Consider the following 13,429-nt stretch of genomic DNA (forward strand, 5'->3'; position numbering starts at 1 on the left):
CCCGTCAATCCAGTTCGAGCTTGCGCTCGCGGATCAGCTTGGCCCACTTGTCGTTCTCGCCCTTCACAAAGCCGAAGAATTCCGTGGGCCCCAGGGAATGTACCTCCGAACCAGTGGACGCGAACTTGGCCTTCACCTCCGCTTGTGCCAGCACCTTGGCCAGTTCGGCCGCCAGCTTGTCCACCACCTCCTTGGGCATGCCTGCGGGGCCCACCAGCCCCTGGAAGCCGACGGATTCCATGCCGCCGAGCCCAAGTTCAGCGACCGTTGGCACGTCGGGCAACTGCGGGTCGCGGCGCGGGCCCGTCACTGCCAGCGCCTTCAGCTTGCCGCCTTTGACCTGCGGCAGCAGCACCGGCCCTGCATCGATCAGCAACTGCGTCTGTCCGCCGATCAAGTCCTGCACAGCCGGGGCGCTGCCTTTGTAGGGCACATGCGTCACATCCAGCCCGGTCGCCTGGTTCATCAGCTCGCCATTCAGGTGGGTGGAGGTGCCCGCACCGCCCGATGCGAAGTTCACCTTGCCAGCGTTGGCCTTGGCCCATGCCACCCATTCCTTGAGGTCCTTGGCAGGGTGGTCCAGCCGGGTGACCGCGATGTAGCTGCCCTGGCTGATCTGGCCGATGTAGCTGAATTGCTTGAGCGGGTCGTATGGCATCTTGCGCTGCAAGTACGGTGCGATAGCGAACGGGCCGGTATTGGCCAGCAGCAACGTATAGCCATCGGGCGCGGCCCGGGTCAGCTCGGTCGCCGCCAGCATGCCGCCGGCACCGGGCTTGTAGTCCACCACAATCTGCTGCTTGAGAAGCTCCTGCAGCGGCACCTGCACGGTGCGCGCGGCAAAGTCGATGCCGCCGCCCGGCGGGTACCCCACGATGAGGCGGATGGGCTTGGCTGTGGGCCAGGCCTGCGCCATGGCCAGGGTGGCAGCCCCCAGCAGCAGTGCGCTGGTGATGAGTTTTTTCATGCAATGTCTCCTTGTTGTGGTGTGGGAAAACCGGTCTGGCGCGCCGCTCAGCCCACGCCAGTGTGGTGTTGCACGCTATCCACGGGGGTGATGCTGCGCGTGCAGGGACTTGAGCCGCTCGCGCGCCACGTGGGTGTAGATGGTGGTGGTGGAGATATCCGCATGGCCCAGCAACAGCTGCACCACGCGCAGGTCGGCGCCGTGGTTGAGCAGGTGCGTGGCAAACGCGTGGCGCAGCGTGTGGGGCGACAACGGCACCGTGATGCCCGCCACCTGCGCCCACTTCTTCACAATGACCCAGAACATCACGCGCGTCATGCCGCTGCCGCGCTGGGTGACGAACAGGTCGTCGGTCTGCTGCCCGCCCAGGATGGCGCCGCGGGCCTCGTTCAGATAGCGCTCCAGCCAGGCACGCGCCTCTTCGCCAAACGGCACCAGGCGCTCCTTGCTGCCCTTGCCCATCACCCGCAGCACGCCTTCGTTCAGGCCGACCTGGTAGGTCTTGAGCGTGACCAGCTCGGTCACGCGCAGGCCGCTGGCGTACATCAGCTCCAGCATGGTGCGGTCGCGCAGGCCCAGAGGGTTGCCCAGGTCGGGCGCGTTCAGCAGCGCCTCCACCTGCGCCTGCGACAGGGTCTTGGGCACACGCAGCGGCTGGCGCGCCGCCTGCAGCCGCACCGTGGGGTCGGCAGTGATGCGCCGCTCGCGCAGCGCCCAGTGAAAGTAGCGGCGTAACACCGTGAGGCGCCGGTTGGCCGAAGTGGCGCGGGTCTGCGCATGGCGGGCGGCAAAGTAGGCCTGCAGGTGGTGTTCGGCCGTGTCGTCCAGCGCCAGGGCGGGCTGCTGGTCGGCCAGCCACTGCGCATACAGCGTCAGGTCGCGCCGGTAGGCGGCCAGCGTGTTGCGCGACAGGCCATCTTCCAGCCACAGGGCGTCCACAAAGGTGTCGATGGCGTTCAGACTGGGAGCAAGCATCCAAAAACCATAGCATGCATCGCGGGCATTCGACTCCACGGGCACAAAAAAGCCGCCCGAAGGCGGCTGGGGACGGAGGCGGTGGCTTTTATTCCAGCGTCAGCTTCTGCTTGACGACCACATCCTTGTAGACCGCGAACTCGGCCTTGATCTGCTCGGCAAACTGCTCGGGCGTGTTGCCGATCACGAGCGAGCCCGTGTCTTCGATGCGCTTCTTCACGGCCGGGTCTTCCAGGGCCTTGCGCACACCGGCGTTGATCTTGTCCACCACATCCTTGGGCAGGCCCTTGGGGCCCACGATGCCGTAGTAGGCCATGCGGTTCACCGGCTCCAGGCCCAGTTCCTTGAAGGTGGGCGTGTTGGGCAGGGCCGCTACGCGCTGGGGCGCTGCAACGACGATGGGCACCAGACGGTTTTCCTTGATGAAAGGCAGCGCCGAGGGCAGGTTGTCAAAAATCATGGGCACCTGGCCGGCCACGGTGTCGTTCAGGGCCGGGCCCGCGCCGCGGTAGGGGATGTGGGTCACAAAGGTGCCCGAGAGGTTCTTGTACAGCTCCATCTGCAGGTGGCCGATGCCGCCCGTGCCAGACGACGAGTACGAATACTTGCCAGGCGACTTCTTGAGTTCCGCCACAAACGCCTTGTAGTCCTTGGCCGGGAAGCTGGGGTTCACCGCAATGATGTTGGGGGTGGCCGCAATGTTGATGATGGGCGAGAAGTCCGTCAGCGGGTTGTACGGCGTCTTGGGGTTGATGGCGGGGTTGGCTGCGGTGGTGGACACGGTGGCCACGCCCAGCGTGTAGCCGTCGGCCGTGGCGCGGGCGAGTTCGGCCGCACCCACAATGCCGCCGCCACCGGCCTTGTTGTCCACGATCACGCTTTGGCCAAGCACGCGGCCCAGGGGCTCGGCGATCACGCGCGCAATGATGTCGGTGGTGCCACCGGGTGCAAAGGGCACAACCAGCCGGATCACCTTGTTGGGGTAGCCTTGTGCGGCAGCCGATCCAGCTGCGGCAGCCAGTACGGTCAGCGCAAGCCATTGACGACGATGCATGGAAATCTCCTTCGTGCGGGGTAACAACAAACAGCGCAGATGGTATGCCCAACGCACGCCAAACCGCCCTGCGGATTCCACATAAGGGCTAACCCTAGAAACAAAGTGGGGGTGGGTAGTCCCCCTGCCCCATTCAGCCTGCCGGGAGCCCCCGTGCGGCTTGCCATGCATCAAGTATTCTCGGTGTGTGAACTACGCCCAACTCCTGCTCCCCGACTTTTCACTCATCTTCCTGGGCTACCTGATCTGCCGGTACACCGCCCTGAACCGCTCGGTCTGGCAGCCGGTGGAGAGCCTGGTGTACTACCTGCTATTCCCGGTGCTGCTGTTCCAGTCCATCGTCAAAAGCCCGATGGATATTGGCGCTGCGTCGGGGCTGATCGGCGCGGGCATGCTGTCGGGCGTGATCGGCATCGCGCTGGCCTACAGCCTGCCGCACTGGCCCTGGGTGGGCAAGCACATCGACGTGCGCGACCATGCGGCCAGCGCGCAGGTGGCGTTCCGCTTCAACTCCTTCATTGGCCTGGCGATTGCCGAGCGGCTGGCAGGCACCCAGGGCCTGTTGATGATTGCCGTGCTGATCGGCGTGTGTGTGCCGCTGTTCAACGTGGCGGCCGTGTGGCCCATGGCCCGGCACGGGCAGCACAGCTTTGCGCGCGAGCTGTTGCGCAACCCGCTGATCATCGCCACCGCCTCGGGGCTGGTGGCCAATCTGCTGGGCTTTCAGATCCCCGAATGGGCAGTGCCCACGGTCAGCCGCATCAGCGCTGCGTCGCTCGCGCTGGGCCTGATGGCGGCCGGGGCGGGGCTGCAGTTTGGTCTGCTCACGCGGGGCAAGACACTGAGCGTGTCGGTGCTGGCCATCCGCCACCTGGTGCAGCCGCTCGTGGCGTTTGGCATGGCCCGCATGTTCGGGCTCGATGCCGTGCAGACCACCGTGCTGCTGGCGTTTGCAGCCCTGCCCACGGCATCGACCTGCTATGTGCTGGCGGCGCGCATGGGCTACAACGGGCCGTATGTGGCGGGGCTGGTCACGCTGTCCACCTTGCTGGGCATCGTGAGCCTGCCGTTTGCACTGGGGGTGCTGCGATGAGCCGGGGTCTGAACCGCAGGCGGCTGCTGGGCGCCAGCCTGGCCACCGCGTTCGGCCTGGTCGCCTGCGGCCGCAAACCTGCGCGTGCCCAGGCCGTCCCGGCAGGCGCCACGGTCCTGGCGCTGGGCGACTCGCTCACGTCGGGCGTGGGAGCCTCGGCCGACACCGCCTACCCCGCCGAACTGGCGCGCCTGACGGGCTGGAAGGTGGTCAACGGCGGTGTGTCGGGCGACACCTCGGCCCAGGCGCTTGCGCGACTGCCGGGCCTGTTGCAACAGCACCAGCCCGCGCTGGTCATCGTGGGCATTGGCGGCAATGACTTTTTGCGGCGCCAGAGTGCTGCCACCGCGCGCACCAACATCTTGCGCATCTGCACCGAGGCACGGGCCAGCGGCGCCCAGGTGCTGCTGGTGGCTGTGCCGGAACTGTCGCTCATGGCCGCTGCCGGCCGCCTGAGCGACCACCCGCTGTACGAAGAGATTGCCGAAGAGCTGAAGATCCCGCTGCATGCCAAAGGCTGGTCGAGCGTGCTGGCGCAAGAGCGGTTGCGGTCGGACCAGATCCACGCCAACGCTGCCGGATATGCGGAGTTCGCCCAGGGGCTGGTGGGCACTTTGCGGCAGACGGGGCTGCTGGTGCAGTGAGGACCCGGAGCAACGGCGACCACTCCTATTTTGATAGCGACCAAGGCATATTGCACTAGCGCTACCAGGCTATTTCTTCCAAAAACACCCTCAAGCAGCGTCAAGAGCCCAGCCCACATGCTCCCGCACCAGCGCGCTGGCATCCTCGGCCCGCGACTGCAGCGCAGCGCGCAACGCCCCATCGCCCGTAGCACGCAGCGCATTGCCCAGCGCCACGGCCACATTGCGCAGCCAGCGCTCGTGGCCGATGCGGCGGATGGGGCCGCCCTCGGTCATGCGCAAAAAGGTGGCTTCGTCCCACGCAAACAGGTGCGCCAGCTGCTGGCCCGACAGGCCCTTGCGCTCGTCAAAATCCGGCAGGCGGCTGACCTGCGCAAACTTGTTCCAGGGGCAAATCAGCTGGCAGTCGTCGCAGCCATAGATGCGGTTGCCCATCAGCGGGCGCAGCTCCACAGGGATGGGCCCGGCGTGTTCGATGGTGAGGTACGAGATGCAGCGCCGCGCGTCAACGCGGTGCGGCGCGACGATGGCCTGTGTGGGGCAGATGTCGATGCACGCGCTGCAGCTGCCGCAGTGTGGGGTGACGGGCTCGCTCTGGGGCAGCGCAATGTCCACATAAATCTCGCCCAGAAAGAACATGGACCCCGCCTCGCGGTTGAGCACCAGCGTGTGCTTGCCGCGCCACCCCTGGCCGCTGCGCGCAGCCAGTTCGGCCTCCAGCACCGGCGCGGAGTCGGTGAACACGCGGTGGCCAAACGGGCCGATGGCCTCGGCGATGCGGTCGCTGAGCTTTTGCAGCCGGGCGCGCAGCACCTTGTGGTAGTCCCGGCCCCGGGCGTAGACGGAGACGATGCCCTCGTGCGGGCGCTGCAGGCGTGAGAGTTCGGCCGCCTGCCAGCCCCCGGGCGCATCCCTGGCCGTATCGCGCGGCAAATAATCCATGCGCGCCGTGATCACACTCACGGTGCCGGGCACCAGCTCGGCCGGGCGCGCGCGCTTCATGCCATGGGATGCCATGTAATGCATGTCACCATGGAACCCCTGCTCCAGCCAGGCCGCAAGACCCGGCTCGGCCGCAGACAAGTCCACCCCCGCCACGCCGATTTGGGAAAATCCCAGCTCGCGGGCCCACTCCTGCATTTGAGGAACGAGTTGACTGTTGCACCACATACCGGCCAGATTGTAGAAAGCGGCACCGATGCTGCGGCCACCCCCCCTGCAGAAACCACGCGCCATTTCACCTGGCACAGCGAGGAAGACACCGCCGCCTTTGCCCAGCGCCTGGCCACCCAGCCCCTGCTGGCCAACGCCTTCGTGACCCTGCACGGCGACCTGGGCGCGGGCAAGACCACCCTGGTGCGCCACCTGCTGCGCGCGCTGGGCGTGCAGGGCCGCATCAAGAGCCCCACTTACGCTGTTGTGGAGCCCCACGAGGCGCCGGGTCTCTCGATCTGGCACTTCGACTTCTACCGTTTTGACGATCCGCGCGAGTGGGAAGACGCCGGTTTCAGGGACATTTTTGCCAACCCCGGTCTCAAGGTGGCAGAATGGCCGGAAAAGGCCGCAGCGCTTACCCCGCTTGCAGACCTTGCTATCCACATTGAAGCAATGGATGACACCGAAAGGAAGGTCACGCTGCATGCCCCCACCGCCACGGGGCGCAGCCTGCTGCAAGCTCTCTGAGACACCGTGAACGAACCCACCCTGCCCGACCGCCACGCCGCTTCCCAGCCATCGCGCCGTGCCGTGCTGCGCGCCAGCAGCCTGGTGCTGCTGCTGGGCGCACAGCAGATTGCACGCGGCGCCACCATCGTGGCCGTGCGCGTCTGGCCCGCACCCGAATACTCGCGGGTGACCATCGAGTCCGATGGCGCGCTGGTGGCCAAGCAGTTCTTCGTGACCTCGCCGCCGCGCCTGGCGGTGGACATCGAGGGCATCGACCTGAGCCCCGAGCTGCGCGAACTGGTGGCCAAGGTCAAACCCGACGACCCCAACATCGCGGGCATCCGCGTGGGCCAGAACGCACCGGGGGTGGTGCGCCTGGTGGTGGACCTCAAGCAGCCCGCCATGCCGCAGGTGTTCACCCTGCCACCCGTCGCCGCCTACCGCCACCGGCTGGTGTTTGACCTGTACCCCGCGGCGCCTGTGGACCCGCTGGAGGCACTGATTGCCGAGCGCCTGCGCGATGCCAGCGGCCCGGCCGCCACACCTGCGCCATCGCCCGCACCCGCCACAGCCCGCGCCGCAGAGCACGACCCGCTGGGCGACCTGATCGCGCAACGCGCCAATGGCCCCGCGCAGTCCGGCACCACAGCCCAGCCGCCCGTGGTGGCCGCAGCACCCGCGCCCAGCGCCGCCCCTGCCGCGCCCTCACGACCTGGCAACCGCCCCACAGCCACCGAGACAGACCGCATCATCATCGTGGCACTCGACCCCGGCCACGGGGGCGAAGACCCCGGCGCCATCGGCCCCTCCGGCACCCGCGAAAAAGACGTGGTGCTGCGCGTGGCCCATCTGCTGCGCGACCGCATCAACGCCACCACCGTGGGTGGCAACCCCATGCGCGCCTACCTCACGCGCGACGGCGACTACTTTGTGCCCCTGGGCACCCGCGTGCAAAAAGCCCGGCGCGTGCAGGCCGACCTGTTCGTCTCCATCCATGCCGACGCCTTCACCACGCCCGAGGCGCGCGGCGCCAGCGTGTTTGCGCTGAGCCAGGGCGGGGCCTCCAGCACGGCCGCCCGCTGGCTGGCCAACAAGGAGAACCAGGCCGACCTGGTGGGCGGCATCAACGTGCAGTCCAAGGACCAGCATGTGCAGCGCGCGCTGCTGGACATGAGCACCACCGCGCAGATCAACGACAGCCTGAAGCTGGGCACCGTGCTGCTGGGCGAGATCGGCAACGTGGGCAAGCTGCACAAACCGCGCGTGGAGCAGGCGGGCTTTGCCGTGCTCAAGGCGCCCGACATCCCGAGCGTGCTGGTCGAAACCGCCTTCATCAGCAACCCCGAAGAAGAAAAGCGCCTGCGCAGCAGCGCCTACCAGGAGCAGCTGGCCGACGCGCTAATGCGCGGCATCACGCGCTACTTCGCCAAGAACCCGCCACTGGCGCGCAGCCGGTCGGTGTAGGCAGGCAGGGACATCGCGCGCGGGACGGCCAGCCCACCTTGCGCGCACTGCCAACTGCAGGCACAGTAGCCTGCATCGGCCGGGCGCGCACCGCGCCTTGGCCAGCAAGGAGAACTGCCATGGCCCTGCCCCACGCCCAATCTGGTCAGATCGTCAGCGTGCGTCCCCTGGGAGCACGACTGACCGACACCGTCACCACCGCCGTCCTCAAAGCCGGCCAGCTCGAAGTCATGCGGGTGGTCCTGCCCGTGGGCAAATCCATGAAAGAACACCAGACGCCCGGCGAGGCCACCGTGCAGTGCATCGAGGGCGTGGTGGAGTTTGCGAGCGAGCTGGGCGTGCAGCAATTGCATCCCGGCGACTTTGTGCACCTGGCACCGCGCGCGCTGCATTCGCTCAAGGCGGTAGAACATGCCTCATTGCTGGTGACGATGTGCCTCAAGCCTGCGGAGAAAACCTGAGGCCTCTTTGGCTGCGTTGGCTTCTTTGCACTCCGGGCCCCGAAGGCCTGAGGGGGTAAAGACCGTGCGGCGCTGAAGGCGGTCAGCGCCCCAGCCGGAACACGCTCACGATCTCTGACAACCGCGCCGCCTGGTGCTTGAGGCTGTCGGCCGCCGCAGCGCTCTGCTCCACCAGGGCCGCATTCTGCTGGGTGACCTGGTCTAGCTGCATCACCGCCTCGCCCACCTGGCTGATGCCGATGGTCTGCTCGCCCGTGGCGCTGGAGATCTCGCCAATCAGGTCGCTCACCCGCTGCACCTGGGCGACGATATCTTCCATACTCTGCCCGGCGTTGCTCACCAGCTGGGTGCCGTTCTCCACCTTCTCCACACTGGCACTGATCAGGGCCTTGATCTCCTTGGCCGCCTCGGCGCTGCGCTGGGCCAGGCTGCGCACCTCGCTGGCCACCACGGCAAAGCCACGGCCCTGTTCACCGGCGCGTGCGGCCTCCACCGCCGCGTTCAGCGCCAGGATGTTGGTCTGGAACGCGATGCCATCAATCACGCTGATGATGTCGGTGATCTTGCGGGACGCGGCCGAGATGTCCTGCATGGTGGTCACCACCTGGCCCACCACCTCGCCGCCCTTGACCGCCGCCTGCGATGCCGAGCCGGCCAGCGTGGCCGCCTTGCGCGCGGTGTCGGCGTTGTTCTTCACGGTGCTGGTGATCTCTTCCATGGAGGCGGCCGTTTCCTCCAGGTTGCTGGCCTGTTCCTCGGTGCGCTGGCTCAGGTCGGCATTGCCCATGGCGATCTCGCTGGAGCCCGTGGCAATGCTGTCGCTGCTGTGCCGCACGTCGCCCACGATGCGCACCAGCGAGGTCTGCATGCCCTGCATGGCACGCATCATCTCGGCCACCTCACCACGCCCTTGCACCTCGATGGGTTGGGACAGGTCACCCTCGCCAATGCGCTGCGCCACCGCGCTCACCGCCCCCAGGGAGCGGCGGATGCGCTGCACCACCACCCACGACAGCACCACGAGCAGCGCCAGCCCTGCCACACCCGCCACCAGCACGGTCATGCGGTAGGACTGGATAAGCTCTGCCGCCTCGGCCGCCTGCTCGGCCGAGCGGCGCACCTGGTAATCCACCATCTTGTCGGCCACGGCGTTGTATTTGTCCAGCACTGGCGCAAACGTGCCCAGCGCATAGGCGCGCGCCTGGGCCATGTCACCCGCCTTTTTCAGCTCCAGCGACTTGTCGCGCGACTCCAGGTACGACTTGCGGATGGTGGCCAGCTCTTCCTGGATGCGCAGGCCCTCCGGGCTGTTTTCCAGCTCGGTATAGCGCTTTTGCACCTTGCTGGTGTCGGCGGTGGTGGCGGCCACTGCCTCCTTGAAATAGTTCTGGAGGTCATCGCCCTCGGTCTGAGCGATGGAGAACACACGCGTGGAATTGACGGCGATGTTGCTGCGCCAGCGCAGCGCCAGTTGCAGTCGCTCCACCTGCTCGGTGGCCAGCTGATCCACGGTAGCCCCCAGGCGCTGCACACGCACCAGGCTCAGCGCCAGGACGACCACCAGCGCCAGCACCGCCACGCCCACAATCAACCCGATCTGCTGCGCCACCGTCAGCTGGGTGCCCACGCCGCCCCGGCCGGCTTGCTGGATGTGCTGGGTCATCGCGTGTCCTTGTGTAAGTTTTGTATGACAAGGAAATGATCTGCCTGCGCAACCCGGTTGGCAACAGCGACAGGCGCAGGGAAACCCTTAGTTCCTCCTGTGCCGCCTGTCCTACACCCAGCACCCTTGCCTGCCTACAGCCACCGCGCGGCCGGGCAGCGACAGTAGAGGCACAGGTCGAGCTTCAGCCGCTACCGCGGTTTGGGGACCACGGCCTGACTCCACAACCATCAAGGAATCTCGCCATGAACATCCGTCACATTCTTCTTGCGACTACCTGCACTGCGGCCCTGGCACTGGGTGGTTGTGCATCCAACCCCACCAACGCCCAGGTCGGCACTGGCGTCGGCGCCGTGGTCGGCGGCGTTGCCGGTAACGCCATCTTCGGCGGCCCTGTGGGCACCATCGGCGGTGCCGCTGCCGGCGCCCTCATCGGCCATGAAGTGGGCGAAGACCGCGACCAACGCCGCCCTTACCGCCGTTAAGCCTCTGGGACTTCCCTCCCCGCCCAGAGCGCTGATCTGGGCATAAAAAGAGCGACAGGCGCATGTAAAACATGCGCCTGTCGCTCTTTTATTTGTAGCAAATTCGCAGTCTGTCAGGCTGTGCGGGCCTGGCGCCCGGCGCGCCAGGCGCCAAAGATGGCGATCAGGCCCGGCACAAAAATCATCGCCCAGATGATCTTGTCCAGGTTCTCCTTGACCCACGCAAAGTTGCCGAAGAAGTACCCGGCCGTGGCAATGCCCAGCACCCACAGCAGCGCCCCGCCCACGTTGTAGGCGGTGAACTTGGCGCGATTCATTTCCGCCACGCCCGCCACGAAGGGCGCAAACGTGCGGATGAAGGGCATGAAACGCGCAATCACGATGGTGATGCCACCGTAGCGCTCGTAAAACTCATGCGCCTGGTTGAACGCCCGGCGGTTGAACCAGCGCGAATCCTCCCACTGGAACACCTTGGGGCCAAAGTAGCGGCCGATGGAGTAGTTGCACTGGTCGCCCAAGATGGCCGCCGCCAGCAGCACCGCGCACGCCAGCGGAAAGCTCATCATGCCGGCACCACACAGCGCGCCCACGATGAACAGCAGCGAGTCGCCCGGCAAAAAAGGCATCACCACCAGGCCTGTTTCGACAAACACAATGGCAAACAGCAGGGCGTACACCCACATGCCATAGGCCTGCACAAACGCCTCCAGATACTTGTCCACATGCAGGATGAAGTCGATGAGAAAAGTGACAAGTTCCATAAAAAGACGGGCCCGGGCGCGGCGCGGAAAAAAGGTGGGCGCATTATCCCCATCACACCCCACCCCAGCCCGATACCCCTGCGCAGCCCCCGCCCTAAAATCCGGTGGGTGAACGACACCACCCCCTTCCTCGCAGCGGCGCAGCCCGCCTCCAGCACCCCCACCGCCACGCGCCGCCCCATCCGAGATCTGCCCGATGAACTCATCAGCCAGATTGCTGCGGGTGAAGTGGTGGAGCGCCCCGCTTCGGTGGTGCGCGAGCTGGTGGACAACGCGCTCGATGCGGGTGCTACGCAGATCACCGTGCGCCTGTCGGCCGGTGGCGTGCGGCTGATCACCGTGGAGGACGATGGCGGCGGCATCCCGCAAGAAGAGCTGCCCGTAGCCCTGCGCCGCCACGCCACCAGCAAGATCACCAACCTGAACGACCTGGAGACCGTGGCCACCATGGGCTTTCGGGGCGAGGCACTGGCAGCGATTGCGTCGGTGTCGGAGATGGCCCTGCTCTCCCGCCCGGCCGCGCAGGCCAGCGCCTTCTTGCTGGATGCCCGCAGTGGTGAGCTGCGCCCCGCCGCGCGCAGCACCGGCACCACGGTGGAGGTGAAGGAACTGTTCTTCTCCACCCCCGCGCGCCGCAAGTTCTTGAAGACCGACGCCACCGAGCTGGCGCACTGCATTGAATCGGTGCGCCGCCACGCACTGGCGCGGCCCGATGTGGGCTTTGCCATCTGGCACGAAGGCAAGCTGGTGGAGCAGTGGCGCGCGACCTTCGTGCCCGGCCAGGATGCCCATGACGCGCTAGCCCGCCGCCTGTCGGACGTGCTGGGCGAAGACTTCGTCACCCAGTCGGTCGCCGTGCAGCACCGCGTGGGCCCGGTCACCGTCACCGGCCGCGCAGGCCTGCCCGACGCGGCGCGCTCGCGGCCCGACCACCAGTATTGCTACGTCAACGGCCGCTTCGTGCGCGACAAGGTCCTCACGCACGCGGCCCGCAGCGCCTACGAGGACGTGCTGCACGGCCACAAGCAGCCCATTTATGCGCTGTATGTCGAGATCGACCCGGCGCGTGTGGACGTGAACGTGCACCCCACCAAGATCGAGGTGCGCTTTCGCGACAGCCGCGAGGTGCACCAGGCCGTGCGCCATGCGGTGGAAAACGCGCTGGCTGCGCCACGGGCTGCCGCATTGGCAGCGGCTGCGGCGGCACCCAACCCCTCCGCAGCCGGTGATGGGGAGCATTTCAAGCCCCAGACGCCCCAAGCGCCGGTGTGGAATGCCCAGGCCGCTATCAAATTTGAAGAACGTGGTCACCGTGTGGAAGACCTGCAGGCTCTGTGGGGGTCGCGCAGTGCGACGCCTGCCGGCCCCGTGGCAGACCCCGCATCGGGCGAGGCCGTGGGCGGTTTGTGGGCGCCCTCAGCCCAGGCAGATGCGCCCGCAGCATGGGCAACGCCTGCCGCATCCCATGCATCTGACACGCCCTGGGACGGTGCGCCCTCCGCACAGACGGCCGCTCCGGTTGCAGGCACCCCCACCGAGCCCCCGGCCAGCAACCCACCCACGGCCTGGCCTGTGGGCCGCGATGGCAACGAAACCGCCTGGCCCCTGGGCAAGGCCGTGGCCCAGTTGCACGGCGTGTACATCCTGGCCGAAAATGCCCAGGGCATGGTGGTGGTGGACATGCATGCCGCCCACGAGCGCATCGTCTACGAACGCCTGAAGGCCCAGGTGGACAGCGGCGCGCGCATTGCCAGCCAACCCTTGCTGATCCCCGCCACCTTCGCCGCCACGCCGCAGGAAGTCGCCACGGCCGAAGAGTCTGCCGACGTGCTGGCCACGCTAGGCCTGGAGGTGGTGCCCTTCTCGCCCAAGACGCTGGCCGTGCGCGCCGTGCCCACCACGTTGGCGCAGGGCGACCCGGTGGAGCTGGCCCGCAGCGTGCTGGCCGAGCTGGCCGCCCACGACGCCACCACCGTGGTGCAACGCGCCCGCAATGAAATCCTGGGCACCATGGCCTGCCACGGTGCCGTGCGGGCCAACCGCAAGCTCACCATCGACGAGATGAACGCCCTGCTGCGCCAGATGGAAACCACCGACCGCTCCGACCAGTGCAACCACGGCCGCCCCACCTGGCGGCAGCTGAGCATGAAGGAGCTGGATGCGCTGTTCCTGCGCGGACGGTAGCGGCGGGCACCTC

The 13,429-nt window shown here is 67.0% G+C and carries 13 protein-coding genes; 7 read left to right on the forward strand and 6 right to left on the reverse strand.

All coding sequences use genetic code 11. The annotated features are described in order from the left end of the window. Positions 1 to 4: 4 nt before the first annotated feature. The 3 genes from ASD75_RS04085 to ASD75_RS04095 form a co-directional block, all read right to left on the reverse strand. Positions 5 to 967 (reverse strand): tripartite tricarboxylate transporter substrate binding protein, encoded by a 963-nt coding sequence (locus ASD75_RS04085; RefSeq protein WP_056743435.1) that lies wholly within the window; start codon positions 965 to 967, stop codon positions 5 to 7. Positions 968 to 1,042: 75 nt separating this feature from the next. Beyond that, on the reverse strand, positions 1,043 to 1,942 hold the full coding sequence (gene xerD, locus ASD75_RS04090) for a site-specific tyrosine recombinase XerD (protein WP_056743437.1): 900 nt from the start codon (positions 1,940 to 1,942) through the stop codon (positions 1,043 to 1,045). Positions 1,943 to 2,030: 88 nt separating this feature from the next. After that, on the reverse strand, positions 2,031 to 2,996 hold the full coding sequence (locus tag ASD75_RS04095) for a tripartite tricarboxylate transporter substrate binding protein BugE (RefSeq protein WP_056743439.1): 966 nt from the start codon (positions 2,994 to 2,996) through the stop codon (positions 2,031 to 2,033). A gap of 187 nt (positions 2,997 to 3,183) precedes the next feature. On the opposite strand from ASD75_RS04095, the gene ASD75_RS04100 reads away from it, so the two are divergent. Together ASD75_RS04100 and ASD75_RS04105 are read left to right on the forward strand one after the other, a co-directional pair. Beyond that, positions 3,184 to 4,089, forward strand: coding sequence for an AEC family transporter (locus ASD75_RS04100; RefSeq protein ID WP_056061656.1), 906 nt, complete (start codon positions 3,184 to 3,186; stop codon positions 4,087 to 4,089). Next, positions 4,086 to 4,733 (forward strand): GDSL-type esterase/lipase family protein, encoded by a 648-nt coding sequence (locus ASD75_RS04105; RefSeq protein ID WP_056743441.1) that lies wholly within the window; start codon positions 4,086 to 4,088, stop codon positions 4,731 to 4,733. The genes ASD75_RS04100 and ASD75_RS04105 overlap by 4 nt, the downstream gene beginning before the upstream one ends. A 90-nt stretch (positions 4,734 to 4,823) precedes the next feature. Here the strand turns inward: ASD75_RS04105 and queG are convergent, their stop codons facing one another. After that, the gene (gene queG / locus ASD75_RS04110) at positions 4,824 to 5,873 is read right to left on the reverse strand and encodes a tRNA epoxyqueuosine(34) reductase QueG (protein WP_056743443.1); all 1,050 of its coding nucleotides are present in this window, start codon (positions 5,871 to 5,873) and stop codon (positions 4,824 to 4,826) included. A 12-nt stretch (positions 5,874 to 5,885) separates the two neighbouring features. On the opposite strand from queG, the gene tsaE reads away from it, so the two are divergent. From tsaE to ASD75_RS04125, 3 genes are all read left to right on the forward strand, one after another. Continuing rightward, positions 5,886 to 6,416 (forward strand): tRNA (adenosine(37)-N6)-threonylcarbamoyltransferase complex ATPase subunit type 1 TsaE, encoded by a 531-nt coding sequence (gene tsaE, locus ASD75_RS04115; RefSeq protein ID WP_056743446.1) that lies wholly within the window; start codon positions 5,886 to 5,888, stop codon positions 6,414 to 6,416. Positions 6,417 to 6,422: 6 nt separating this feature from the next. Further along, the gene (locus tag ASD75_RS04120; protein ID WP_056743447.1) at positions 6,423 to 7,862 is read left to right on the forward strand and encodes an N-acetylmuramoyl-L-alanine amidase; all 1,440 of its coding nucleotides are present in this window, start codon (positions 6,423 to 6,425) and stop codon (positions 7,860 to 7,862) included. Between the two features lie 119 nt (positions 7,863 to 7,981). Continuing rightward, complete coding sequence (locus ASD75_RS04125; RefSeq protein ID WP_056743449.1) at positions 7,982 to 8,323, forward strand: cupin domain-containing protein; 342 nt, start codon at positions 7,982 to 7,984, stop codon at positions 8,321 to 8,323. An 82-nt stretch (positions 8,324 to 8,405) separates the two neighbouring features. Here the strand turns inward: ASD75_RS04125 and ASD75_RS04130 are convergent, their stop codons facing one another. Continuing rightward, positions 8,406 to 9,986, reverse strand: a complete 1,581-nt coding sequence (locus ASD75_RS04130) for a methyl-accepting chemotaxis protein (protein WP_056743451.1) — start codon at positions 9,984 to 9,986, stop codon at positions 8,406 to 8,408. A gap of 245 nt (positions 9,987 to 10,231) precedes the next feature. On the opposite strand from ASD75_RS04130, the gene ASD75_RS04135 reads away from it, so the two are divergent. Continuing rightward, positions 10,232 to 10,471, forward strand: a complete 240-nt coding sequence (locus ASD75_RS04135) for a glycine zipper 2TM domain-containing protein (RefSeq protein WP_056061634.1) — start codon at positions 10,232 to 10,234, stop codon at positions 10,469 to 10,471. 113 nt (positions 10,472 to 10,584) lie between these two features. Here ASD75_RS04135 and ASD75_RS04140 read toward each other — a convergent pair whose 3' ends face one another. Further along, positions 10,585 to 11,232, reverse strand: a complete 648-nt coding sequence (locus ASD75_RS04140; RefSeq protein WP_056061629.1) for a DedA family protein — start codon at positions 11,230 to 11,232, stop codon at positions 10,585 to 10,587. Between the two features lie 108 nt (positions 11,233 to 11,340). On the opposite strand from ASD75_RS04140, the gene mutL reads away from it, so the two are divergent. Next, a complete protein-coding gene (gene mutL, locus ASD75_RS04145; RefSeq protein ID WP_056743453.1) occupies positions 11,341 to 13,416 on the forward strand; it encodes a DNA mismatch repair endonuclease MutL in 2,076 nt (691 codons plus the stop codon). Positions 13,417 to 13,429: the final 13 nt, after the last annotated feature.

This window comes from Acidovorax sp. Root568 (genome assembly GCF_001427445.1).
GTDB classification, from domain to species: Bacteria; Pseudomonadota; Gammaproteobacteria; order Burkholderiales; family Burkholderiaceae_C; genus Acidovorax; species Acidovorax delafieldii.